General features: G+C 52.2%; 18 protein-coding genes and 1 pseudogene. 9 read left to right on the plus strand and 10 right to left on the minus strand.

Features of this window, described 5'->3' with window-relative positions:
* Position 1: 1 nt before the first annotated feature.
* From G8S19_RS15560 to cobO, 6 genes are all read left to right on the plus strand, one after another.
* Complete coding sequence (locus G8S19_RS15560) at positions 2-1,372, plus strand: acyclic terpene utilization AtuA family protein (protein WP_003022951.1); 1,371 nt, start codon at positions 2-4, stop codon at positions 1,370-1,372.
* Positions 1,369-1,686: a DUF4387 domain-containing protein gene (locus tag G8S19_RS15565; RefSeq protein WP_005122536.1), complete on the plus strand. Its 318-nt coding sequence runs from the start codon at positions 1,369-1,371 to the stop codon at positions 1,684-1,686. The genes G8S19_RS15560 and G8S19_RS15565 overlap by 4 nt, the downstream gene beginning before the upstream one ends.
* Before the next feature lie 168 nt (positions 1,687-1,854).
* Entirely contained in the window at positions 1,855-3,159 is a 1,305-nt protein-coding gene (locus G8S19_RS15570) for a dicarboxylate/amino acid:cation symporter (protein WP_048212246.1), read from the plus strand.
* A 124-nt stretch (positions 3,160-3,283) separates the two neighbouring features.
* Entirely contained in the window at positions 3,284-4,285 is a 1,002-nt protein-coding gene (glsA, locus tag G8S19_RS15575) for a glutaminase A (protein ID WP_061067544.1), read from the plus strand.
* 93 nt (positions 4,286-4,378) lie between these two features.
* Positions 4,379-6,031: a class I fumarate hydratase gene (locus tag G8S19_RS15580; RefSeq protein WP_048212248.1), complete on the plus strand. Its 1,653-nt coding sequence runs from the start codon at positions 4,379-4,381 to the stop codon at positions 6,029-6,031.
* A 9-nt stretch (positions 6,032-6,040) separates the two neighbouring features.
* Complete coding sequence (gene cobO / locus G8S19_RS15585; RefSeq protein WP_101742400.1) at positions 6,041-6,643, plus strand: cob(I)yrinic acid a,c-diamide adenosyltransferase; 603 nt, start codon at positions 6,041-6,043, stop codon at positions 6,641-6,643.
* A gap of 119 nt (positions 6,644-6,762) precedes the next feature.
* Here cobO and G8S19_RS15590 read toward each other — a convergent pair whose 3' ends face one another.
* On the minus strand, positions 6,763-7,665 hold the full coding sequence (locus tag G8S19_RS15590) for a LysR family transcriptional regulator (RefSeq protein WP_048212250.1): 903 nt from the start codon (positions 7,663-7,665) through the stop codon (positions 6,763-6,765).
* 404 nt (positions 7,666-8,069) lie between these two features.
* Here G8S19_RS15590 and cobA point away from each other — a divergent pair, with 404 nt between their 5' ends.
* Positions 8,070-8,858 (plus strand): uroporphyrinogen-III C-methyltransferase, encoded by a 789-nt coding sequence (cobA, locus tag G8S19_RS15595; RefSeq protein ID WP_253685516.1) that lies wholly within the window; start codon positions 8,070-8,072, stop codon positions 8,856-8,858.
* On the opposite strand, the gene G8S19_RS15600 is transcribed toward cobA, so the two are convergent.
* The 9 genes from G8S19_RS15600 to sdhC all read right to left on the minus strand — a co-directional run bounded on the left by G8S19_RS15600 (position 8,837) and on the right by sdhC (position 19,730).
* Positions 8,837-9,730: a PocR ligand-binding domain-containing protein gene (locus tag G8S19_RS15600; protein ID WP_219352376.1), complete on the minus strand. Its 894-nt coding sequence runs from the start codon at positions 9,728-9,730 to the stop codon at positions 8,837-8,839. The two genes, cobA and G8S19_RS15600, sit on opposite strands and share 22 nt — an antisense overlap.
* Positions 9,731-9,956: 226 nt before the next feature.
* Positions 9,957-10,826 (minus strand): succinate--CoA ligase subunit alpha, encoded by an 870-nt coding sequence (sucD, locus tag G8S19_RS15605; protein WP_101742402.1) that lies wholly within the window; start codon positions 10,824-10,826, stop codon positions 9,957-9,959.
* Positions 10,826-11,992, minus strand: a complete 1,167-nt coding sequence (gene sucC / locus G8S19_RS15610) for an ADP-forming succinate--CoA ligase subunit beta (protein WP_003022927.1) — start codon at positions 11,990-11,992, stop codon at positions 10,826-10,828. The genes sucD and sucC overlap by 1 nt, the downstream gene beginning before the upstream one ends.
* Before the next feature lie 90 nt (positions 11,993-12,082).
* Positions 12,083-13,306: a 2-oxoglutarate dehydrogenase complex dihydrolipoyllysine-residue succinyltransferase gene (gene odhB / locus G8S19_RS15615; RefSeq protein WP_003022925.1), complete on the minus strand. Its 1,224-nt coding sequence runs from the start codon at positions 13,304-13,306 to the stop codon at positions 12,083-12,085.
* A 14-nt stretch (positions 13,307-13,320) separates the two neighbouring features.
* Complete coding sequence (sucA, locus tag G8S19_RS15620) at positions 13,321-16,122, minus strand: 2-oxoglutarate dehydrogenase E1 component (RefSeq protein ID WP_048212254.1); 2,802 nt, start codon at positions 16,120-16,122, stop codon at positions 13,321-13,323.
* Between the two features lie 364 nt (positions 16,123-16,486).
* Complete coding sequence (sdhB, locus tag G8S19_RS15625; RefSeq protein ID WP_032948848.1) at positions 16,487-17,203, minus strand: succinate dehydrogenase iron-sulfur subunit SdhB; 717 nt, start codon at positions 17,201-17,203, stop codon at positions 16,487-16,489.
* Positions 17,204-17,218: 15 nt separating this feature from the next.
* Positions 17,219-18,985 (minus strand): succinate dehydrogenase flavoprotein subunit, encoded by a 1,767-nt coding sequence (sdhA, locus tag G8S19_RS15630; protein WP_101742403.1) that lies wholly within the window; start codon positions 18,983-18,985, stop codon positions 17,219-17,221.
* Positions 18,985-19,332 carry a succinate dehydrogenase membrane anchor subunit gene (gene sdhD, locus G8S19_RS15635; RefSeq protein ID WP_061067540.1) on the minus strand — a complete coding sequence of 116 codons (348 nt, stop codon included), beginning with the start codon at positions 19,330-19,332 and terminating at the stop codon, positions 18,985-18,987. Before sdhD ends, sdhA begins: the two co-directional genes overlap by 1 nt.
* Entirely contained in the window at positions 19,326-19,730 is a 405-nt protein-coding gene (gene sdhC, locus G8S19_RS15640; protein ID WP_003831406.1) for a succinate dehydrogenase cytochrome b556 subunit, read from the minus strand. The genes sdhD and sdhC overlap by 7 nt, the downstream gene beginning before the upstream one ends.
* A gap of 383 nt (positions 19,731-20,113) precedes the next feature.
* Between sdhC and G8S19_RS15645 the strand changes: the two are divergent.
* Positions 20,114-20,224 (plus strand): annotated as a pseudogene (locus G8S19_RS15645) (hypothetical protein).
* 203 nt (positions 20,225-20,427) lie between these two features.
* Positions 20,428-21,711 (plus strand): citrate synthase, encoded by a 1,284-nt coding sequence (locus tag G8S19_RS15650; protein ID WP_003022909.1) that lies wholly within the window; start codon positions 20,428-20,430, stop codon positions 21,709-21,711.
* Positions 21,712-21,832: the final 121 nt, after the last annotated feature.

Below are 21,832 nucleotides of genomic sequence, written 5' to 3' on the forward strand. Positions count from 1 at the left end.
GATGGCACGCACATTTAAGATCTTATCGCCGACGGCTATCCTGGGTTATGGCTTCCCGGAAGAAAGTTTTCGTAAAGCCATGGAAGAGTCACCGGATCTTATTGCTGTTGACGCAGGTTCCTCCGATCCTGGCCCCCACTACCTGGGGGCAGGTAAACCCTTTACCGACAGAGCCGGGGTAAAACGCGATCTGCGCTATATGATCGTGGCGGGCGTTAAGAACAACATCCCGGTCGTGATCGGTACCGCCGGTGGTTCTGGTGCAGCTCCGCATCTGGAGTGGTGTCGCCAGATAATCCATGAGATTGCCCAGGAAGAAAAACTGTCCTTCTCAATGGCGCTGATCCCGTCTGATGTCGACAAAGAAATCGTTCATCAGGCGCTGGATAACGGCAAAATCACCGCGCTCGATTTTGTGCCTGAACTGACTCACGAGGCGATTGAAGAGAGTACCTACATCGTCGCGCAGATGGGTGTCGAACCTTTCCAGCGTGCGCTGAAAGCGGGGGCACAGGTTGTTCTGGGCGGACGCGCTTACGATCCAGCCTGCTTCGCGGCGCTGCCGATTATGCAAGGCTTTGATGAAGGTCTGGCGCTGCACTGCGGTAAGATCCTTGAGTGTGCTGCCATTGCAGCAACCCCCGGCTCCGGCTCAGATTGTGCGATGGGCATTATCGACGACAACGGCTTTACGCTGAAGGCGTTCAATCCCAAGCGTAAGTTCACTGAAACGTCTGCTGCGGCGCACACCCTGTATGAGAAGTCCGATCCGTACTTCCTGCCGGGACCGGGCGGTGTGCTGAACCTGAAAGCGTGCACCTTTACCCAGGTTAACGAGGGCGAAGTGTATGTCAGCGGTTCACGTCATGAAGAAACACCGTATGCGTTGAAACTGGAAGGCGCGCGTCAGGTTGGCTTCCGCTGCCTGACCATCGCCGGAACGCGCGACCCGATTATGATTGCCGGAATTGACACCATTCTCGAAGAGGTACAGGCAAGCGTAGCACGTAACCTCTCCCTGAATGACGACAGCATCCGCATGACGTTCCACCTGTACGGGAAGAACGGCGTGATGGGCAACCATGAACCGATGAAAACCGCGGGTCATGAACTGGGGATTTTACTGGACGTCGTTGCGCCGACGCAGGATATCGCCAACAGCGTTTGCTCGCTGGTGCGCTCTACCCTGTTGCACTACGGCTATGAAAATCGTATTGCCACGGCGGGCAACCTCGCTTTCCCATTCTCGCCATCTGATATTCAGAGTGGGCCGGTGTATGAGTTCTCGATCTATCACCTGATTGAAGCCAGCGATGCACTGCGGTTTGATTTCCACATTGAGCAGGTGACGCCAGAAGGAGTTCAGGCATGAAACAATCAATTTGTTCACTGGCGCAGGTCATTCGCTCAAAAAATGCCGGACCGTACGAACTGGTTTTAGATATTTTGTTTAAAACCCGGGAAGACTATCAGCGCGTAAAACGCTCAGAGCAATTAACTCCGCAACTTATTGCTGGGTTATATAATGTCGAACCTGACTTTATTCACAATATTGTGTGGTTCGATCCGGCAAATGCTGTAAAAATTGTCATGCCGCGCGATATTATTTCCGGCAATGTCGGTGACAATGATGTTTATGGCGCGCAGCAACACGCACCATTATTAAGTATTGAATTCGATCTGTAACAAAAAAACACAATAACAGCCATTGGAGCACAGAGTTCAGCTGTATCACAGTGCTTCGAATATTCATGCGGTTGGTCACAACAGGCGTGCGCCTGAGCTGCTGTCCAGGCTCAGGCACACGCCACCCTACATTATTCCAATTACCAGCCTTTATCCGATGGAGTACACATGAAGAAAATAAGTTTAACCAAGATGATCATATTAGGCCTGATACTCGGCATGATTGCCGGGGTGGCCATTAATAATATGGCCGCGGCTGAAACAGCAAAATCATATGCACAGGATATTTCCATTTTCACCACTATATTCCTACGTATGGTGAAGATGATTATTGCGCCATTGGTTATTTCAACTCTGGTTGTCGGTATTGCCAAGATGGGCGATGCCAAAACGCTGGGTCGTATATTTTCTAAAACCTTTTTCCTGTTTATTTGTGCCTCACTGCTGTCGATCGCCTTGGGTCTGGTTATCGTTAATATCTTCCAGCCGGGCGCAGGTATCAATTTTGTTGCTCATGACGCAGGCGCTGTTGCCGCCGTTAAGTCTGAACCCTTCACGCTGAAAGTCTTTATCTCACATGCCGTACCAACCAGTATCGTTGACGCGATGGCGCGTAACGAAATCCTGCAGATCGTGGTGTTCTCCATTTTCCTCGGTTGCAGCCTGGCCGCAATCGGTGAAAAAGCCGAGCCTATCGTTAAGGTTCTGGATTCGCTGGTGCACGTGATGCTGAAACTGACAGGCTACGTCATGCTGTTTGCGCCACTGACCGTTTTTGCCGCTATTTCAGGTTTGATTGCCGAACGTGGTCTGGGTGTAATGGTCAGCGCCGGGATCTTCATGGGTGAATTCTACCTGACGCTGGGTATGCTGTGGGCAATTCTGATTGGCCTGTCAACCATGATAGTCGGGCCTTGCATCGCGCGTTTGACCAAATCAATCTTCGAGCCTGCGCTGCTGGCCTTTACGACCTCCAGTTCTGAAGCCGCCTTCCCGGGCACGCTGGATAAGCTGGAAAAATTCGGCGTATCGTCAAAAATTGCCAGCTTTGTTCTGCCGATCGGTTACTCCTTTAACCTCGTAGGCTCCATGGCCTATTGCTCCTTTGCCACCGTCTTTATTGCCCAGGCGTGCAACATTGAGTTGAGCATGGGCGAGCAAATTACCATGCTGTTAATTCTGATGCTGACCTCTAAAGGGATGGCGGGTGTACCGCGTGCCTCGATGGTCGTTATCGCCGCTACCCTGAACCAGTTCAACATTCCGGAGGCGGGTTTGATCCTGCTGATGGGCGTCGATCCGTTCCTCGATATGGGTCGTTCCGCCACCAACGTCATGAGTAATGCCATGGGCGCTGCCATTGTAGGTCGCTGGGAAGGTGAACACTTTGGTTCAGGCTGCCGCGGAACAGCGCCAGTCAAAACACCGGAGCAAGACCGCCCGGTCACCGAAACAGAAGTCGCGTTGTCCTGATACCTCGTTATTGCCGGATGGCGCTTGCGCTTATCCGGCCTACATAACGTTTAATTATCCGTAAGCCGGATCAGGCGGTACGCCGCCATCCGGCGCATGATAAGTACCCCAACAGGAAAGCACCATGACTAAAACTCTGCTCGGCGTGAGTCTCTTTTCTTTCAGCGTCTTGTTTAGCGCTACCTCATTCGCGCAAACCGCGCCGGACTACGCCAGACTGATAGAACAGGCGCATCAAAAGTACAAAAGTAACAATGATGGAAAAGTCGCCGACTACATCCCTGCCCTGGCGAGCTACAGCCCAAATAATTTTGCCATCACTATTGCTACGGTGGACGGAAAAATCTACCAGGTTGGCGATGTTAACAAACCCTTTCCCATGGAATCCCTGAGTAAAGTCTTCACCATGGCGCTCGCCATGGAACAGCACGGTCCTCAGGTGGTGCTGGATAAACTCGGGGCCAATGCCACTGGCATGCCTTTTAACTCCGGTTTAGCGGTTGAACTGACCAAAGGCGCGCCGGAAAACCCGCTGGTAAACGCCGGAGCCATGAGCACCGTTAGTCTGATTGAAGCCAAAGACAAAACCGATCGCTGGAACAAAATCCTCGACAACCTGAACGTCTGGGCCGATGCCACGCTCACGGTTAATGAGCCGGTTTACAAATCTGAAATGGAGACCAACCAGCACAATCAGGCGCTGGCGAAGCTGATGGAATCCTATAACAGCTTCTATGGCAACACCGATGACGCCGTCGAAATTTATACCCGTCAGTGCTCGGTGGATATCACCGTTGAGCAACTGGCCAAAATGGGTGCCGTACTGGCGAACAAAGGGAAATCGCCGTTCAACGGCAAGCAGTTGCTGAATGAAAAATATGTTCCGCAAGTGCTGGCGGAAATGGCGATTGCCGGACTGTACGACGGCAGCGGTAAATGGCTGTACACCGTTGGCATTCCGGCGAAAAGCGGCGTCGGCGGCGGGATGGTTGCGGTGGTGCCCGGAAAATATGCCATTGCCGTCTACTCTCCGCCGTTGGACGAAGCCGGTAACAGCGTTCGCGCCCAGCAAACTATCGAATATGTCGCCGAAGCGACGCAGGCCAATGTCTTTTTAGCAAAATAACACTCTGCCGGATAAGCGAAGCGCTATCCGGCCTACGATTAGCGCACGTATTTACGCCGTCATCCGGCAAAAATGAAGAGGTGAGAAGTAAACATGTCTAAACCATTTGTCTGGCAGGAACTCTTTGTTCAGAGTAAAGATAATACCGAGTATGAATTACTGAGTAACCAGCACGTAACGGTAACGGAGTTAGACGGAGAGGAAGTGATTAAGGTGGCGCCTGAAGCGTTAACCTTATTAGCACAGCAGGCATTTTATGAGGCTTCATTTTTTCTGCGCGCCGGACATTTGAAACAGATAGCCAGCATTTTGCACGACCCGCAGGCCAGCGGTAACGATAAGTACGTCGCATTACAACTGCTGCGCAACGCTGAGGTTTCGGCCAAAGGCGTCCTGCCTAACTGTCAGGACACCGGGACGGCAACCATTGTGGCCTGCAAAGGACAGCATGTCTGGACAGGCGGCGATGACGCCGAAGCCTTGAGCAAAGGCGTATATACCACCTTCACCGAAAACAATCTGCGTTACTCGCAAAATGCCCCGCTGGACATGTATACCGAGGTCAATACCCAGACTAACCTGCCAGCGCAAATCGACATCAGCGCCACGCCGGGTAATGAGTATAAATTCCTGTTCGTCAACAAAGGCGGCGGTTCTGCCAATAAGGCGGCGCTATTCCAGGAAACCAAATCCATTCTGCAGCCGGAAAAGCTCACAGCCTTCCTGATCGAAAAAATGAAATCGCTGGGTACCGCCGCTTGCCCGCCGTACCACATCGCTTTCGTGGTTGGGGGCTTGTCCGCCGATCAGGCGCTGAAGACAGCCAAACTGGCATCAACCAAATATTACGATAACCTGCCCACCAGCGGGAATGAGCTGGGTCAGGCGTTCCGCGATACGGCACTGGAAGCCGAACTGCTCAATGCCAGCCGCGAGTTTGGCATCGGCGCGCAGTTTGGCGGCAAATACTTTGCCCACGATATTCGCGTAATTCGCTTACCGCGCCACGGCGGCTCCTGCCCTATCGCCATGGCCCTCTCCTGTTCTGCCGACCGCAACATCAAAGCCAAAATTAACAAACACGGTATCTGGCTGGAGAAACTCGAGCATAACCCGGGCAAATTTATCCCTGATTCACAGCGGGTGGAAAATGGCGCCCAGACCGTTCAACTGGATCTGAACCGTCCGTTACGCGAAATCCTGCATGACCTTTCCGCCCTGCCCATCGGGACTCGTTTGTCGTTAAGCGGCCCAATTGTTGTTGCCCGAGATATCGCCCACGCAAACATCAAAGCGCGCCTGGATAACGGCGAACCGATGCCGGAATACATGAAAAAACATATCGTTTATTACGCCGGCCCCGCCAAAACCCCCGAAAACCAGGCCTGCGGTTCAATGGGGCCGACAACCGGCGGACGCATGGATGGGTACGTCGATGCTTTCCAGGCACAAGGCGGAAGTCTCATTATGCTCACCAAGGGTAACCGCAGTCAGCAGGTCACTGATGCCTGTCACAAACACGGTGGATTTAGCCTCGGCAGCATTGGCGGCGCAGCGGCTCTGCTGGCCCAGCAGTATGTGAAGAGCCTGCAGTGCCTTGAGTATCCCGAACTGGGCATGGAAGCGGTGTGGATGATGGAAGTTAAAAATATGCCTGCGTTCGTATTAGTAGATGACAAAGGCAATAACTTCTTCAGTCAGTTTGAGCAGCAGCATCGCTGCGCAACCTGCCCGGCAGGACATTAAGGAGCTATCATGGAAGCGCGAGCCAACAATGACCGACATCGCCAGCGTCAGCAGAAGCTGAAAGCGCAGGTTGATACCCGCGTGGCGGCGGCAACGGAGAAGAAAGGGATTCTGATTGTCTTCACCGGCAATGGTAAAGGAAAATCTACCGCAGCCTTCGGCACGGCGACACGCGCGGTTGGTCACGGAAAAACCGTTGGCGTCGCGCAGTTTATTAAAGGCCAGTGGGATAATGGCGAGTACAACACACTGCACCCTCTCGGCGTGGAGTTTCATATTATGGGTACCGGTTTTACCTGGGAAACCCAGAACCGGGAAGCCGATATCGAGGCGGCCACCGCAGTGTGGCTGGAAAGTAAGCGCATGCTGGCTGATGCGCATTACGATCTGGTCGTACTGGACGAACTCACCTATATGTTGGCTTATCACTATCTGGATACGCAGGAGGTAATCAGCGCCATCGAAAATCGCCCTGCCGACCAGAGCGTGATCGTCACCGGGCGCGGTTGCCATGCGCTGTTACTTGAACTTGCCGATACGGTCAGCGAGCTTCGCCCGGTTAAACACGCTTTTGATAGCGGCATTCAGGCACAGCCAGGGATCGACTGGTAATCGCTCTTTTGCCGGGTAAGGCGTTTACGCCGCATCCGGCGATTTACCCAAAACCGATACGCTTATCGGGCCTATGGTGAACACCGAAACCTGTAGGCCTGATAAGGCGCAAGCCGCCATCAGGCAGCCGACATCACGGATTTATTTAGCAACCAGTTGCGGAAGATCTCCAAATGAAGGGACTCTGATTTCTCCTCCCGCCACGTCATGATAAATCGATTCCCGGTACGCATTGGAACATCGCAAGGAATCACCATATCCCCACTATCCAGATCGTGCTGAATGGCAAAACGGGGTAGCAATGCGACGCCAAGGTTGGAACGTACTGCCGCAATCAGCATCGACAACAGATCAAATCGCGGACCTTTATTCACCAGCGGACTGCTGACATCGGACAGCGCAAACCATTCCTGCCAGCCTTTGATGCGGGTACTTTGATGCAACAGCGGGTATTCGTTCAGCAGTTCATCGACGGACAGCTTCCGGTCCGGTTCAGCAAGCAAGCAACGGCTGCACACTGGCAGAATTTCCTCTTCGAACAGGTACTCGACCCCCGACCACGGCGAGTAAAAATCTTCCCGCATGATCGCTGCGTCATATTCCCGGTTAAGAAAATCACCAATATTCGCCAGAGAATGAATATTAACGATAATATCAGGATTGAGTTTATTGAACTCACGCAGGTTTGGGATCAGCCAGTGCGTACTGAACGTCGGGTTAACCGCCAGTTCGATCACTTGTACGGTCGGCTGCCATGTCATGATCGTCGTCGTATCTCGTTCAAGCTTGTTCAGTGTTTCTTTAACAATAGTTAAATAGTGTTTGCCTGCCGCATTTAAAAAAATGCGCTTTTTGGCATGATTAAATAGCGCTGTATTAAGAAAATCCTCTAGCGCATTCACCTGGCGGAAAACAGCACTTTGTGTTAAAGCCAGCTCTTCAGCTGCCCGGGTATAACTTTCGTGACGCGCAACCACTTCAAAAGTTACCAGCAACTCCGTTTTGGGTATTTTTCCTCTCATAACCTCTTCCATATGCAGCGTACAAAAATAGTTTAATTTATAAAAAATAATTCATATCACCCGAATAAACATCGAGTGTTATATTTTATTTCAGGCATTGATGTCATTGATCCAATCCATGATTTGTTCATACTGATGGCGGATAAATATTAACCAATAATACTCAAGCACAACAATAAACACAATTTAATTAAGGTTAAATTCAGACACATAGCGCCAATAAGTTCTTAATAATTTTTCAAGTCATCTTGTTTATTGTGGAAAAAACTTTGCGAGATTAATCAATATTATCCTTGTGATAATTTAGGAAAATTCAGCGTTATAACTTACAGGCAAACGACTGCTTTTAATCATTCTCCGGAGTGGTTCTGCCTTTTTTTGTTAGACGTGATAAAGGACACAATGTGAAAACTTTCGGAAAGGTCTGGCTCGTTGGCGCAGGTCCCGGTGATATTTCATTACTCACCCTCAAAGCAGTGATGTGCATTAAACAAGCAGATGTCATTATTTACGACAGGTTGGTCAATCCTAAGATTCTGGAATGGGCATCCGCTGACTGTGAGCTTATCAATGTCGGTAAGAATCCGGGATTTCATTGTGTGCCACAGGATGAAATCAACGCGCTTCTCGTTCAGTATGCCCAGACGCATCACAATATCGTGCGCTTAAAAGGTGGCGATCCCTACGTATTTGGTCGTGGGGCCGAAGAAATTGAAGGGCTTATTGAGCCGGGGATCCCTTTTGAAGTCGTCCCCGGTATCAGTTCAACCATTGGGGGATTAACCTGTGCCGGGATCCCGGTAACACATCGCGATTACGCCTCTGGTTTTCACGTGGTGACCGGTCATACACGCGAAGGAAACCAGCAGCAGGACTGGCGCCAGCTGGCGAAACTTAACGGTACGTTGGTTATCGTCATGGGTATTGCGAATCTGGCGTTTATTTGTGAAGAACTGTTGATGGGTGGGAAACCGGCGGAGACGCCCGCGGCCATCATCATGTCCGCGACCCGGGAGAATCAGCGCCGGCTGACCTGTACCCTCGGCTCGTTACTGAGCAATGCGCAGGAAGCCAACATTACGCCGCCTGCACTGATCGTCATTGGCGATGTCGTCACGCTGAGCGATCGTCTGTCTTTTATTCCTGCCGCTATAGACCTCCCTGAACATCTTTACTGCGAGAGTCTGGCGTGACGAAAAGACTGGGGTGATGTTTGATGCGCCGCCCGGAAAACGCGACAAAAATAGCTGGTTTGTGCGTACTGAAGTTTCCGGGCGATACTGTCTATTGAATGAACCGGATCGTGTAATAACTCCCCCGCCTTTTGCATTTTTTTCTGACTCACCCAGGTTTTAAAGTTAACGCCCTGGCGCTTCTTAAAAAATCGGCTGAAATAATTTGCACTTAAACAGACATGTGCCGCCACAGACTCCAGAGATAAGTCACTATACAGGTTATCATCAATATAACGCAGTGCCGCCAGTAGTTTTTTCTCATGACGAGAAAGCTCCGTTAAATAGTGCCGGACGTTACTTGTCGGTTTATCGAATACCACTTCAGATTGTTTTTTTTGCACCTCAAAATTGTTAACAATAAAATGCAATAAATTAGCCGATGCCACCAACGTATTATTATCAACCGCAACAAGCTGATCCCACTCGGCTTTTATTTGAGGATCACACATCCATCGTGATTCATCTTCAACAATGATGGTTTTATATTCCTGGTACTTAGCCCGAACCTGACCACAGATAATAAAACCATGCAGATTCTCCTCATAAATTAATGGTATGGAGAACAGACTTAGCCCTGCATGGCAGTTGAATATTCTGGGCTTACACTGTTTCAGTGCCTCAAAAACACACTGTTTATCGCACGTTTGGCAACCAACACTGTAGCGTTTATTCGATCTCATCAGCTTACAGAATGAATTAAAATTATGGCAATCAGAGAGAGCTCTGCCTGTAACATCAACGACTACCGTTGCTAACCCCGTCGCATTGGAGAAGACTTCTACTATAGAGAAAAAACATGGTAAGTAATCATCCTGAATTTTCAGCGACACGCCATCCTCCAACCTTAATATGATTAAAGGCGGTAATATGCAAAATCCAGGCAAAAGAAAGAATGATGCTCGCCGCAAAAAATAATCTCATTTGTGAAGATGATTGTGATCAAATTGCATGATGCGGGATGACAGAAAATAAAAAAGGCCATCATCAGATGGCCAACCATGTCGAAATTAGACCAGCCCTTGACCATGCAGAAAGTCAGGGCTGTATTTTTATGGCTTACTTAATAACGGTTTTCAGTGCTTCGCCGATATCGGCCAGGCTGCGAACGGTTTTCACGCCTGCAGCTTCAAGAGCCGCGAATTTCTCATCCGCTGTACCTTTACCGCCGGCGATGATGGCACCAGCGTGACCCATACGCTTACCTTTCGGCGCGGTGACGCCCGCGATGTAGCCAACCACCGGCTTGGTGACGTGATCTTTAATGTACGCAGCTGCTTCTTCTTCCGCGCTACCGCCGATCTCACCGATCATGACGATCGCTTCAGTCTGCGGATCCTCCTGGAACAGCTTCAGGATGTCGATGAAGTTAGAGCCCGGGATCGGGTCGCCGCCGATGCCTACACAGGTAGACTGGCCGAAACCGTAGTCGGTAGTCTGCTTAACTGCTTCATAGGTCAGGGTACCGGAACGGGAAACGATGCCCACTTTACCAGGGCGATGAATGTGGCCCGGCATGATGCCGATTTTACATTCGCCCGGGGTGATAACGCCTGGGCAGTTCGGGCCGATCATACGCACGCCAGCTTCATCCAGCTTCACTTTCACGGTCAGCATATCCAGCGTTGGGATACCTTCGGTGATGGTGATAATCAGTTTGATACCAGCATCGATTGCTTCCAGAATGGAATCTTTGCAGAACGGTGCCGGAACGTAGATAACGGTGGCGGTTGCGCCCGTCGCTTCTACAGCTTCACGCACGGTGTTGAACACCGGCAGGCCCAGGTGCGTGGTGCCGCCTTTACCTGGCGTTACGCCGCCAACCATCTGCGTACCGTAAGCAATCGCTTGTTCGGAGTGGAATGTCCCCTGGCTACCGGTGAAGCCCTGGCAGATAACCTTGGTATCTTTATTAATTAAAACTGACATTATTTCCCCTCCACTGCGGCAACAACCTGCTGAGCTGCATCCGTCAGACTTTTCGCTGCAATAATATTCAGGCCGCTATCAGCCAGTTTTTTCGCGCCGAGTTCAGCGTTGTTACCTTCCAGACGCACCACGACCGGAACGTTTACACCTACTTCTGCTACCGCGCCGATGATACCGTCAGCGATCAGGTCGCAACGTACGATACCGCCGAAGATGTTCACCAGTACTGCTTTTACGTTGTCATCGGAGAGAATAATTTTGAACGCTTCGGTTACACGCTCTTTGGTCGCACCGCCGCCCACGTCAAGGAAGTTAGCCGGTTCGCCACCGTGCAGCTTAACAATATCCATGGTACCCATTGCCAGGCCCGCACCGTTAACCATACAACCGATGTTGCCGTCGAGCGCTACGTAGTTCAGTTCCCACTGCGCAGCCTGCGCTTCACGCGGATCTTCCTGAGACTGGTCGCGCATTTCGCGCAGGTCAGCCTGGCGGAACAGCGCGTTGCCGTCAGCGCCCAGTTTGCCGTCGAGGCAGATCAGGTCACCCTGTTTGGTGACAACCAGCGGGTTGATTTCGATCAGCGCCAGGTCGCGCTCCAGGAAGATAGTCGCCAGACCCATGAAGATCTTGGTGAACTGCTGAACCTGTTTACCTTCCAGACCCAGTTTGAACGCCAGCTCACGTCCCTGGTAAGGCATTGGGCCTGCCAGCGGATCGAGTGCCACTTTGTGGATCAGATGCGGGGTCTCTTCCGCTACTTTTTCGATTTCCACGCCGCCTTCGGTAGAGGCCATGAAGACCACGCGACGGGAGCTACGGTCAACCACTGCGCCGAGGTAAAGTTCTTTACCGATGTCGGTCGCTGCTTCAACCAGAATCTGATTTACCGGTTGACCATGGGCGTCTGTCTGGTAAGTAACCAGACGTTTACCCAGCCAGTGTTCAGCAAAAGCGCGAATGTCTTCTTTGCTGTTCACAACCTTCACACCGCCCGCTTTACCGCGGCCACCAGCGTGAACCTGACATTTCACTACCCACGGGCCAGCGCCGATTTTTGAAGCGGCTTCTTCTGCTTCACGCGGAGTAGTACAGGCATAACCCACCGGTGCCGGTAAGCCATAGCGGGCAAAAAGTTGTTTTGCCTGATATTCATGTAAGTTCATGTGTTCTGTCCATCCTTCAGGTAATCGTTATCTTTTACCCGTAGGTCTGATAAGCATCCAGACCTACGGGGCAGGTGATACTCTTATTAACTACACGTCCAGCAGCAGACGCGTTGGATCTTCCAGCAACTCTTTAATGGTTACCAGGAAGCCTACTGACTCACGACCATCGATCAGACGGTGGTCATAAGACAGCGCCAGATACATCATCGGCAGGATTTCAACCTTGCCGTCTACCGCCATCGGCCTGTCTTTGATGGCATGCATACCCAGGATGGCGCTCTGCGGTGGGTTGATGATCGGCGTGGACATCAGGGAACCGAACACACCACCGTTAGTGATGGTGAAGTTACCGCCCGTCAGATCTTCAACCGTCAGCTTGCCGTCGCGACCTTTGACTGCCAGTTCTTTAATATTTTTCTCGATGTCTGCCATACCCAGCAGATCCACATCGCGCAGGACCGGCGTTACCAGACCACGTGGCGTGGAGACCGCCATGCTGACATCAAAGTAGTTGTGATAAACCACGTCATCGCCGTCGATGGACGCGTTCACTTCCGGATAGCGTTTCAGCGCTTCAACAACCGCTTTCACGTAGAAAGACATAAAGCCCAGACGGATACCGTGACGTTTCTCGAACGCGTCACCGTACTGCTTACGCAGATCCATGATTGGCTTCATGTTGACTTCGTTAAACGTGGTCAGCATCGCGGTGGAATTTTTCGCTTCCAGCAGACGCTCAGCTACGCGTTTGCGCAGACGGGTCATCGGAACACGTTTTTCACCACGCGCGCCCAGTTGAGCCTGTGGCGCAGGCGCAGCGGCCGGCGCTTTGGCTTCGGCTTTCGCCGCCGGGGCTTTCGCCAGATGTTTTTCAACATCTTCACGCGTGATACGACCGCCGACGCCAGTGCCGTTGATAGCGCTGGCTTCGAGGTTATGCTCACCCAGCAGGCGACGGATCGCCGGACTCAGGGCATCGTTATTCTGCTCAGCAAGAGACGCCTGCTGGCGCTGTGCCGGAGTAGAATCTTTTTCTTCAGACTTAGCGCTGGTTTCTTTACCGGTGCTGTTGCCTTCACGCAGGCGACCAAGGATCTGGCGAGAAGTGACGGTTGTCCCTTCATCTTCCAGAACCGCATCAAGAATACCGTCCGCTGATGCCGGTACTTCCAGTACCACTTTGTCAGTTTCGATTTCTACCAGTACTTCATCACGACGTACTGCATCGCCCGGTTTTTTGTGCCAGGTTGCAACCGTTGCATCCGCTACGGATTCAGGCAGGTCGGGAACAAGAATATCTACGCTACTCATTATTTATCCTTTATTTAATCGACGTTCAGCGCGTCATTAACCAGATCTTGTTGCTGCTTCTGGTGAACGGACATATATCCTACTGCCGGAGAGGCAGAGGCCGGGCGACCTGCATAACGCAGAGCTGACCCAAATGGAATTACTTCACGGAAATGATGCTGGCTGCAGTACCATGCGCCCTGGTTGAGCGGCTCTTCCTGGCACCAGACAAAATCATGTACATGAGCAAACGGTTTCAGCGCTTCCTGCACCGCTTTATGCGGGAACGGATAGAGCTGTTCGATGCGCACAATGGCAACATCTTTTTGGCCATTCTTGCGGCGTTGCTCCAGCAGGTCGTAATAAACCTTACCAGAACACATCACGACACGCTTCACGCCTTTCGGATCAAGTTCATCGACTTCGCCAATGGCTGGCAGGAAGGTGCCATTTGCCAGTTCGTCCAGCGTAGACACTGCCAGCGGATGACGCAGCAGCGACTTCGGTGACATCACCACCAGCGGACGACGCATACCGCGCAGCGCCTGACGACGCAGCATGTGGTAGACCTGTGCCGGGGTAGACGGGACGCAAACCTGCATGTTTTGCTCAGCGCAAAGTTGCAGATAACGTTCCAGACGTGCAGAGGAGTGCTCCGGACCCTGACCTTCATAGCCGTGCGGTAGCAGCATAACCAGACCGCACATACGGCCCCACTTCTGCTCGCCGGAAGAGATGAACTGGTCGATAACCACCTGCGCACCGTTGGCAAAGTCGCCGAACTGCGCTTCCCAGATGGTCAGCGTGCGCGGTTCTGCCGTGGCATAACCATACTCGAACGCCAGTACCGCTTCTTCAGACAGCACGGAGTCCCATACGCGGAACGTGCCCTGACCGTTATGCACATGCTGCAGCGGCGTGTAAGTTGAGCCGTTCGCCTGGTTATGAATCACCGCGTGGCGGTGGAAGAAGGTTCCGCGACCGGAGTCTTCACCCGACAAACGTACCGGAATGCCTTCGTCAACCAGCGTGGCATAAGCCAGATTCTCTGCGCCACCCCAGTCGAACAGCTTCTCGCCTGCGGCCATGGCCTGACGGTCACCGTAAATTTTGGCGACGCGCGACTGCATTTCCACGGCTTCAGGCACGGTGCTGATGCGTTTTGCCAGCTCCTGCAGACGCTTCATCTCAACTTTGTTCGGGTAGTTTTCGTCCCACTCGTGGTTGAGGTACGGCGACCAGGTGAAGGAGTGCATGTTCATTGGACGCCACTCTTTCACCACGCATTCGCCTGCATCCAGCGCGTCACGATACAGATTGACCATTTCGGTCGCATCTTCCAGCGTGGCGACTTTGTCCGCTTCCAGCTTGTCAGCGTAGATTTTACGCGGGGTCGGATGCTTTTTGATTTTCTGATACATCAGCGGCTGAGTTGCGCTCGGCTCGTCGGCTTCGTTGTGGCCGTGACGGCGGTAGCACACCAGATCAATGAAGACATCGCGTTTGAAGGTGTTACGGAAATCCAGCGCCAGACGCGTCACGAAAGCGACCGCTTCCGGGTCATCCGCATTAACGTGGAAAATCGGCGCCTGAACCATCTTACCGATGTCGGTGCAGTACGGAGTAGAACGCGCATCCAGCGGGTTAGACGTGGTGAAGCCCACCTGGTTGTTGATGACGATACGCACGGTACCGCCCACTTCATAACCACGCGCTTTCGACATGTTCAGGGTTTCCTGAACCACGCCCTGCCCGGTTACCGCCGCATCACCGTGAATGGTAATTGGCAGCACTTTATTGCTGCTTGGCTCGTCCAGACGATCCAGACGTGCACGCACGGAACCGATAACCACTGGGCTAACGATTTCCAGGTGCGACGGGTTAAACGCCAGCGCCAGGTGCACCAGACCGCCTTCGGTTTCGATATCCGACGAGAAGCCCATGTGGTACTTCACGTCACCGGTGCCGAGGTGTTCTTTATGTTTGCCCGCAAATTCGTCGAACAGTTCCTGCGGGCGTTTGCCCAGTACGTTAACCAGAACGTTCAGACGACCACGGTGCGCCATACCCAGCACCACTTCACGGGTACCGCTGTTACCGGCGTGGCGGATCATCTCTTTGAGCATTGGGATTAACGCATCTCCACCTTCCAGCGAGAAGCGTTTTGCGCCCGGGAACTTCGCACCCAGGTAGCGTTCCAGACCTTCCGCTGCCGTCAGTTCGCTGAGGAAGCGTTTCTTCTCTTCACTACTGAACGCGGCACGGCCAGACTCAATACGCTGTTGAAGCCAGCGTTTTTCTTCGGTGCTGGTGATGTGCATATACTCGGCGCCAATCGGGCCGCAGTAAGTTTGTTTCAGCGCGACAACCAGGTCGCTCAGCTTCATCGTGTCTTTGCCGCCGGCAAAAGAACCTACGTTAAAGCTTTCCTGGAAATCCGCATCGGTCAGATCGTGGAAGGACGGATCCAGATCGGCCACATTTTCTTGCTGCCACAGTCCCAGCGGATCGAGATTCGCATGCTGATGACCGCGGAAACGGTAGGCGTTAATGAGCTGCAGGACTTTAACCTGCTTCACATTGGCATCAGGGTCGGAAATAGAAGAAGAGTAACGTGGGGTAATCAACGCCTGCCGACGGAAATAATCACGTGTTTTTGAGTGGAGTTGATCCGGTTTGACTCCGGTACCAGGTAACTGCTGGAACGTCGAACGCCAGTTAGCATCTACCGAGTCAGGGTCGGTTAAGAAGTCTTCATAGAGCTGTTCTATCCAGCTCTGGTTAGAACCAGAGAGGTAAGAAGAGTCCAACCAGGCTTTCAAAGCGCTGTTCTGCATCGTGATCCCTTAAGCATCTTTTCTGCTTATTTAATACTCTAAATAGATCACGTTTCAGGAAGGCGGCAAGCTTGCGAATCCCTGGGAGCTTACATCCAGTAAGTGACCGGGGTGAGCAAGCGCAGCCAACGCACATGCAACGTGATCTATGACGAGTATTTCGCCGTGGATACTACCACGCACACCGATGTGCGTGCCGGGGTTCACTTGTTGCGGACTGTCGTGTTTTCTGCGTCCGCTAAGGAACCTTTAAAAACTGTCTAATAATCGTCGCTGTTCAGGCTACGATTATTGCTATCAATGTGGCAGTTTTTAGAGGTTTCCTGCACTACCGGGGAATCACTTCCCCGGCAACAACAACTATTTATGCACTACGTTTGAGCAACATCGACTTAATATGGCCGATGGCGCGCGTCGGGTTCAGCCCTTTAGGACATACGCTGACGCAGTTCATGATGCTATGGCAGCGGAATACGCTGAAAGCGTCACTTAAACCTTCCAGGCGGCTGTCGGTCTCGGTATCGCGGCTATCAATTAAGAAGCGATACGCGGCCAGCAGGCCTGCCGGGCCAATAAACTTGTCCGGGTTCCACCAGAATGATGGGCAGGACGTTGAGCAGCATGCACACAAAATACATTCATACAGCCCATCGAGCTTCTCACGCTGCTCAGGCATTTGTAAATGCTCACGAGCCGGCGGATTTTTCCCATTATTCAACAAGTAAGGTTTAATCTTCTCATACTGTGCGTAGAATTGCCCCATGTCTACCACCAAATCGCGCACAACCGGTAAGCCCGGCAGCGGGCGAATGACAATTTTCTTGCCCGGCTGATTCAGCGCAGAAATAGGTGTGATACAGGCCAGTCCATTTTTACCGTTCATGTTCAGACCGTCGGAGCCGCAGACCCCTTCACGGCAGGAACGGCGAAACGACAGCGATGGATCTTTTTCTTTCAGCTGCATCAACGCATCCAGCAGCATCATGTCGCGCCCTTCTTCCGCCTCCAGGGTGTAATCCTGCATGTGCGGAGCGTCGTCAACATCCGGGTTATAGCGATAAACTGAAAACTCGAGTTTCATTGTCCTGTCTCCGCATTAATAAGTACGAATCTTCGGCGGGAATGCCGGGCGCAGTTTCGGTTCCATATTGACCTGACGTCGTGTCATGGATTCCGATTCTGGCAGGTACAGGGAATGGCACAGCCAGTTTTCATCATCACGTTCCGGGAAGTCGAAGCGGCTATGCGCGCCACGGCTTTCAGTACGGAAGTTTGCAGATACTGCGGTGGCGTACGCGGTCTCCATCAGGTTGTCCAGCTCCAGGCACTCAACGCGCTGGGTGTTGAACTCGCTGGAGGTATCGTCCAGACGGGCATTTTTCAGACGCTCGCGAATCGCTTTCAGCTCTTCCAGACCTTTCGCCATCGCATCGCCTTCGCGGAATACCGAGAAGTTGTGCTGCATACATTCCTGCAGCGCTTTGCGAATGACCACCGGGTCTTCACCGTTGCGGTTACCGTTCCAGCGGTTCAGACGCGCCAGAGAAGCATCGATTTCATCTTCGGTCGCATCCAGCAGGTCACCCTGCTCGGCGATAGATTCTTGCAGATGCAAACCCACCGCACGACCAAACACCACCAGGTCCAGCAGCGAGTTGCCGCCCAGACGGTTTGCACCGTGAACGGATACGCAGGCAATTTCACCTACTGCGAACAGCCCAGGGATCACCACATCTTCGCCCTGCTCGTTTACGGTCAACGCCTGGCCGGTGACTTTGGTCGGAATACCGCCCATCATATAGTGGCAGGTTGGGATAACCGGGATCGGCTCTTTCACCGGATCAACGTGAGCGAAGGTGCGAGACAGTTCGAGAATGCCCGGCAGACGGGATTCCAGTACTTCTTTACCCAAGTGGTCGAGTTTCAGCTTGGCGTGCGGACCCCATGGGCCGTCGCAACCGCGACCTTCACGGATTTCGATCATGATGGAACGCGCCACCACGTCACGACCCGCCAGGTCTTTCGCGTTCGGCGCATAACGCTCCATAAAGCGCTCGCCGTGTTTGTTCAGCAGGTAGCCACCTTCACCACGGCAACCCTCTGTTACCAGAACACCCGCACCGGCGATACCGGTTGGGTGGAACTGCCACATTTCCATATCCTGCACCGGCACACCAGCGCGGATAGCCATACCCACGCCGTCACCGGTGTTGATGTGGGCATTAGTAGTGGACTGATAAATACGGCCAGCACCGCCGGTCGCCAGCACGGTGGCGCGGGCTTTGAAGTAAACCACTTCACCGGTTTCGATACACAGCGCGGTACAACCGACAATCGCGCCATCAGCATTTTTTACCAGATCCAGCGCATACCACTCGGAGAAGATGGTGGTGTGGTTTTTCAGGTTCTGCTGGTACAGCGTGTGCAACAGCGCATGACCGGTACGGTCTGCCGCCGCTGCGGTACGTGCCGCCTGCTCACCGCCGAAGTTCTTCGACTGGCCGCCAAACGGACGCTGATAAATGGTGCCATTATCGAGGCGAGAGAACGGCAGCCCCATGTGGTCCAGCTCCAGAATCGCTTCCGGGCCGGTCTTACACATATATTCAATCGCGTCCTGGTCACCAATGTAGTCCGACCCTTTAACGGTGTCGTACATGTGCCATTCCCAGTTATCTTCATGGGTATTACCGAGCGCAACGGTGATGCCACCCTGCGCAGATACGGTATGGGAACGGGTTGGGAACACTTTGGAGAGCAGTGCACAGGTCTGACCGCTCTGGGAAATTTGCAGCGCCGCGCGCATACCTGCGCCGCCGGCACCAATCACAACAGCATCAAATTCTCTGACTGGCAGTTTCATTACACACCCCACACCACAACAAATCCATAAATGACGTAAACCACCAGCGCAACGACGATAGCCAGTTGCAGAATCAGGCGCACAGCCAGAGGTTTAACGTAGTCGGTCAACACCTGCCACATGCCGATCCAGGCATGAATCAAGATGGAGAAAAGTGCCAGCAGGGTGAAGACTTTGGTGAATGCCGATGAGAAGAAACCGGTCCAGATTTCAAACGTCAGCTCGCCGCTGGTGGCGAAGAAGCCGACCATATAGATGATGTATAACGTCAGAACGATAGCGGTAGCACGAACCAGAATGAAGTCATGTACGCCATTGCGTCCTAATGCGGAGGCGTTGCTTACCATACGAGGACTCCTGCGAGAAGTGAAAGCACGACAATAATAACGAAACAAATTTTGGCGGAGCGTGTCCCTGCTTCGAGGGTTTCTTCGATATAGCCAAAATCCATCAACAGATGGCGAATGCCCATAACGGCGTGATAGGCCAGCGCAATCAGGATCCCCCACAGAATTAACTCCACAAAGAAGTTATTCATAATGGATGACGCGGTGAGGAAACCTTCAGGGGAGGAAAGGCTGGTACCCAATAACCACAACAGAATCCCGACCGCCACGAAGGTGATCACTCCGGATACGCGATGGAGAATGGACGCTATCGCCGTGATTGGGAACCGGATCGTTTGCAGATCCAGATTGACAGGTCTTTGTTTTTTCACATTTCTTATCATGAATAACGCCCACATGCTGTTCTTATTATTCCCTTTGGACTTCGGGTACAGAAGATGAAGACACCTGTAGCCTGAAAGACGACGGGATTTCCTTCCTCCGGTCTGCGTGCGGGTCAGACAGCGTCCTTACTATAACTACGCGTCATATAAAACACTGCTTCCAGATGCTAAAACGACACGTTACAACGCTGGTTGGCTCGGGATTGCAGGGTATTCCGGAGACCTGGCGGCAGTATAGGACGTTCACAAAATCATTACAATTAACCTACATATAGTTTGTCGGGTTTTATCCCGAACAGTGACATAGGTCACGATAACAACATTATTTTAATTTTTAATCATCTGATTTGACAATCATTAAACAAAGTTGTTACAAACGACACCAGAAAAAGCATATAATGCGTAAAAGTTATGGGGTCACTCTTTCACCGGAGATTTAGTTATGTAACAGTGTGGAAGTATTGACCAATACCTTCAGGACAGTTATTAGTGATAGACAGGTTAAATAATTCGGATTGCTAAGTTCTTGATTTGCAGTTTATTCGCCATAAAAAGACCGTTTTACCTGCAAGCGCCCATAGCTCTGTACCCAGGTCATCCCCTCTTTCGCAGAGCGGCGAGCCAAATAACAAACTGGTAACGGTTTATTGATGCACGAAGGCAAATTTGAGTTCCGGCAGTCTTAAGCAATAAGGCGCTAAGGAGACCGTAAATGGCTGATACTAAAGCAAAAATCACTCTAAATGGTGATGCTGCTATTGAACTGGATGTGCTGAAAGGTACGCTCGGTCAGGACGTTATTGATATTCGTAGCCTTGGCTCAAAAGGGATGTTTACTTTTGACCCAGGTTTTACCTCTACCGCATCCTGCGAATCCAAAATTACTTTCATCGACGGTGACGAAGGTGTTTTGCTGCATCGCGGCTTCCCGATTGACCAGTTGGCGACCGAGTCCAACTATCTGGAAGTGTGTTATATCCTGCTGTACGGCGAAAAACCGACGCAGGAAGAGTACGACGAGTTCAAAACCACAGTCACTCGCCATACCATGATCCACGAGCAGATCACGCGTCTGTTCCACGGTTTCCGCCGCGACTCTCACCCGATGGCCGTTATGTGCGGTGTCACCGGAGCGCTGGCAGCGTTTTATCACGACTCGCTGGATGTAAACAACGCGCGTCACCGTGAAATCGCCGCCTTCCGCCTGCTGTCCAAAATGCCGACCATGGCCGCGATGTGCTACAAATACTCCATCGGACAGCCGTTCGTATACCCGCGTAACGACCTCTCCTACGCCGGTAACTTCCTGAACATGATGTTCTCCACGCCGTGCGAAAAATACGAAGTAAACCCGATTCTGGAACGCGCAATGGACCGTATCTTGATCCTGCACGCCGACCACGAACAGAACGCCTCAACCTCTACCGTACGTACTGCGGGTTCGTCTGGCGCTAACCCGTTTGCCTGCATCGCGGCCGGTATTGCTTCCCTGTGGGGACCGGCACACGGCGGCGCAAACGAAGCTGCCCTGAAAATGCTGGAAGAAATCAGCTCTGTTAAACACATTCCGGAATTTGTTCGCCGCGCGAAAGACAAGAATGATTCTTTCCGCCTGATGGGCTTTGGTCACCGTGTTTACAAAAACTATGACCCACGCGCGACCGTGATGCGTGAAACCTGCCACGAAGTGCTGAAAGAGCTGGGCACCAAAGACGATCTGCTGGAAGTGGCGATGGAGCTTGAGCACATTGCGCTCAACGACCCGTACTTCATCGAGAAGAAACTCTACCCGAACGTCGACTTCTACTCCGGCATCATTCTGAAAGCGATGGGTATTCCGTCCTCCATGTTCACCGTTATCTTCGCCATGGCGCGCACCGTTGGCTGGATTGCGCACTGGAACGAAATGCACACCGATGGCATGAAAATCGCCCGTCCACGTCAGCTGTACACCGGCTACGACAAGCGTGATTTTAAGTCTGATATTAAGCGTTAATTATCTGCCGGATAGCGTTAGCGCCTGTCCGGCTTACAGCAATCAACTCTCCCGGGCCGGACAAGGCGTTGAAGCCAGAGTCCGGCCTGTTTTTATTGATCCACATTATTTTATTCTCATC

The sequence above is a fragment of the Citrobacter sp. SX206 genome, assembly GCF_024181025.1.
GTDB classification, from domain to species: domain Bacteria; phylum Pseudomonadota; class Gammaproteobacteria; order Enterobacterales; family Enterobacteriaceae; genus Citrobacter; species Citrobacter youngae.

Coding starts and splice junctions, on each gene's coding strand:
- G8S19_RS15560 (WP_003022951.1), top strand. CDS start 2: ATGGCACGCACATTTAAGATCTTATCGCCGACGGCTATCCTGGGTTAT.
- G8S19_RS15565 (WP_005122536.1), top strand. CDS start 1,369: ATGAAACAATCAATTTGTTCACTGGCGCAGGTCATTCGCTCAAAAAAT.
- G8S19_RS15570 (WP_048212246.1), top strand. CDS start 1,855: ATGAAGAAAATAAGTTTAACCAAGATGATCATATTAGGCCTGATACTC.
- glsA (WP_061067544.1), top strand. CDS start 3,284: ATGACTAAAACTCTGCTCGGCGTGAGTCTCTTTTCTTTCAGCGTCTTG.
- G8S19_RS15580 (WP_048212248.1), top strand. CDS start 4,379: ATGTCTAAACCATTTGTCTGGCAGGAACTCTTTGTTCAGAGTAAAGAT.
- cobO (WP_101742400.1), top strand. CDS start 6,041: ATGGAAGCGCGAGCCAACAATGACCGACATCGCCAGCGTCAGCAGAAG.
- G8S19_RS15590 (WP_048212250.1), bottom strand. CDS start 7,665: ATGAGAGGAAAAATACCCAAAACGGAGTTGCTGGTAACTTTTGAAGTG.
- sucD (WP_101742402.1), bottom strand. CDS start 10,826: ATGTCAGTTTTAATTAATAAAGATACCAAGGTTATCTGCCAGGGCTTC.
- sucC (WP_003022927.1), bottom strand. CDS start 11,992: ATGAACTTACATGAATATCAGGCAAAACAACTTTTTGCCCGCTATGGC.
- odhB (WP_003022925.1), bottom strand. CDS start 13,306: ATGAGTAGCGTAGATATTCTTGTTCCCGACCTGCCTGAATCCGTAGCG.
- sucA (WP_048212254.1), bottom strand. CDS start 16,122: ATGCAGAACAGCGCTTTGAAAGCCTGGTTGGACTCTTCTTACCTCTCT.
- sdhB (WP_032948848.1), bottom strand. CDS start 17,203: ATGAAACTCGAGTTTTCAGTTTATCGCTATAACCCGGATGTTGACGAC.
- sdhA (WP_101742403.1), bottom strand. CDS start 18,985: ATGAAACTGCCAGTCAGAGAATTTGATGCTGTTGTGATTGGTGCCGGC.
- sdhD (WP_061067540.1), bottom strand. CDS start 19,332: ATGGTAAGCAACGCCTCCGCATTAGGACGCAATGGCGTACATGACTTC.
- sdhC (WP_003831406.1), bottom strand. CDS start 19,730: ATGTGGGCGTTATTCATGATAAGAAATGTGAAAAAACAAAGACCTGTC.
- G8S19_RS15650 (WP_003022909.1), top strand. CDS start 20,428: ATGGCTGATACTAAAGCAAAAATCACTCTAAATGGTGATGCTGCTATT.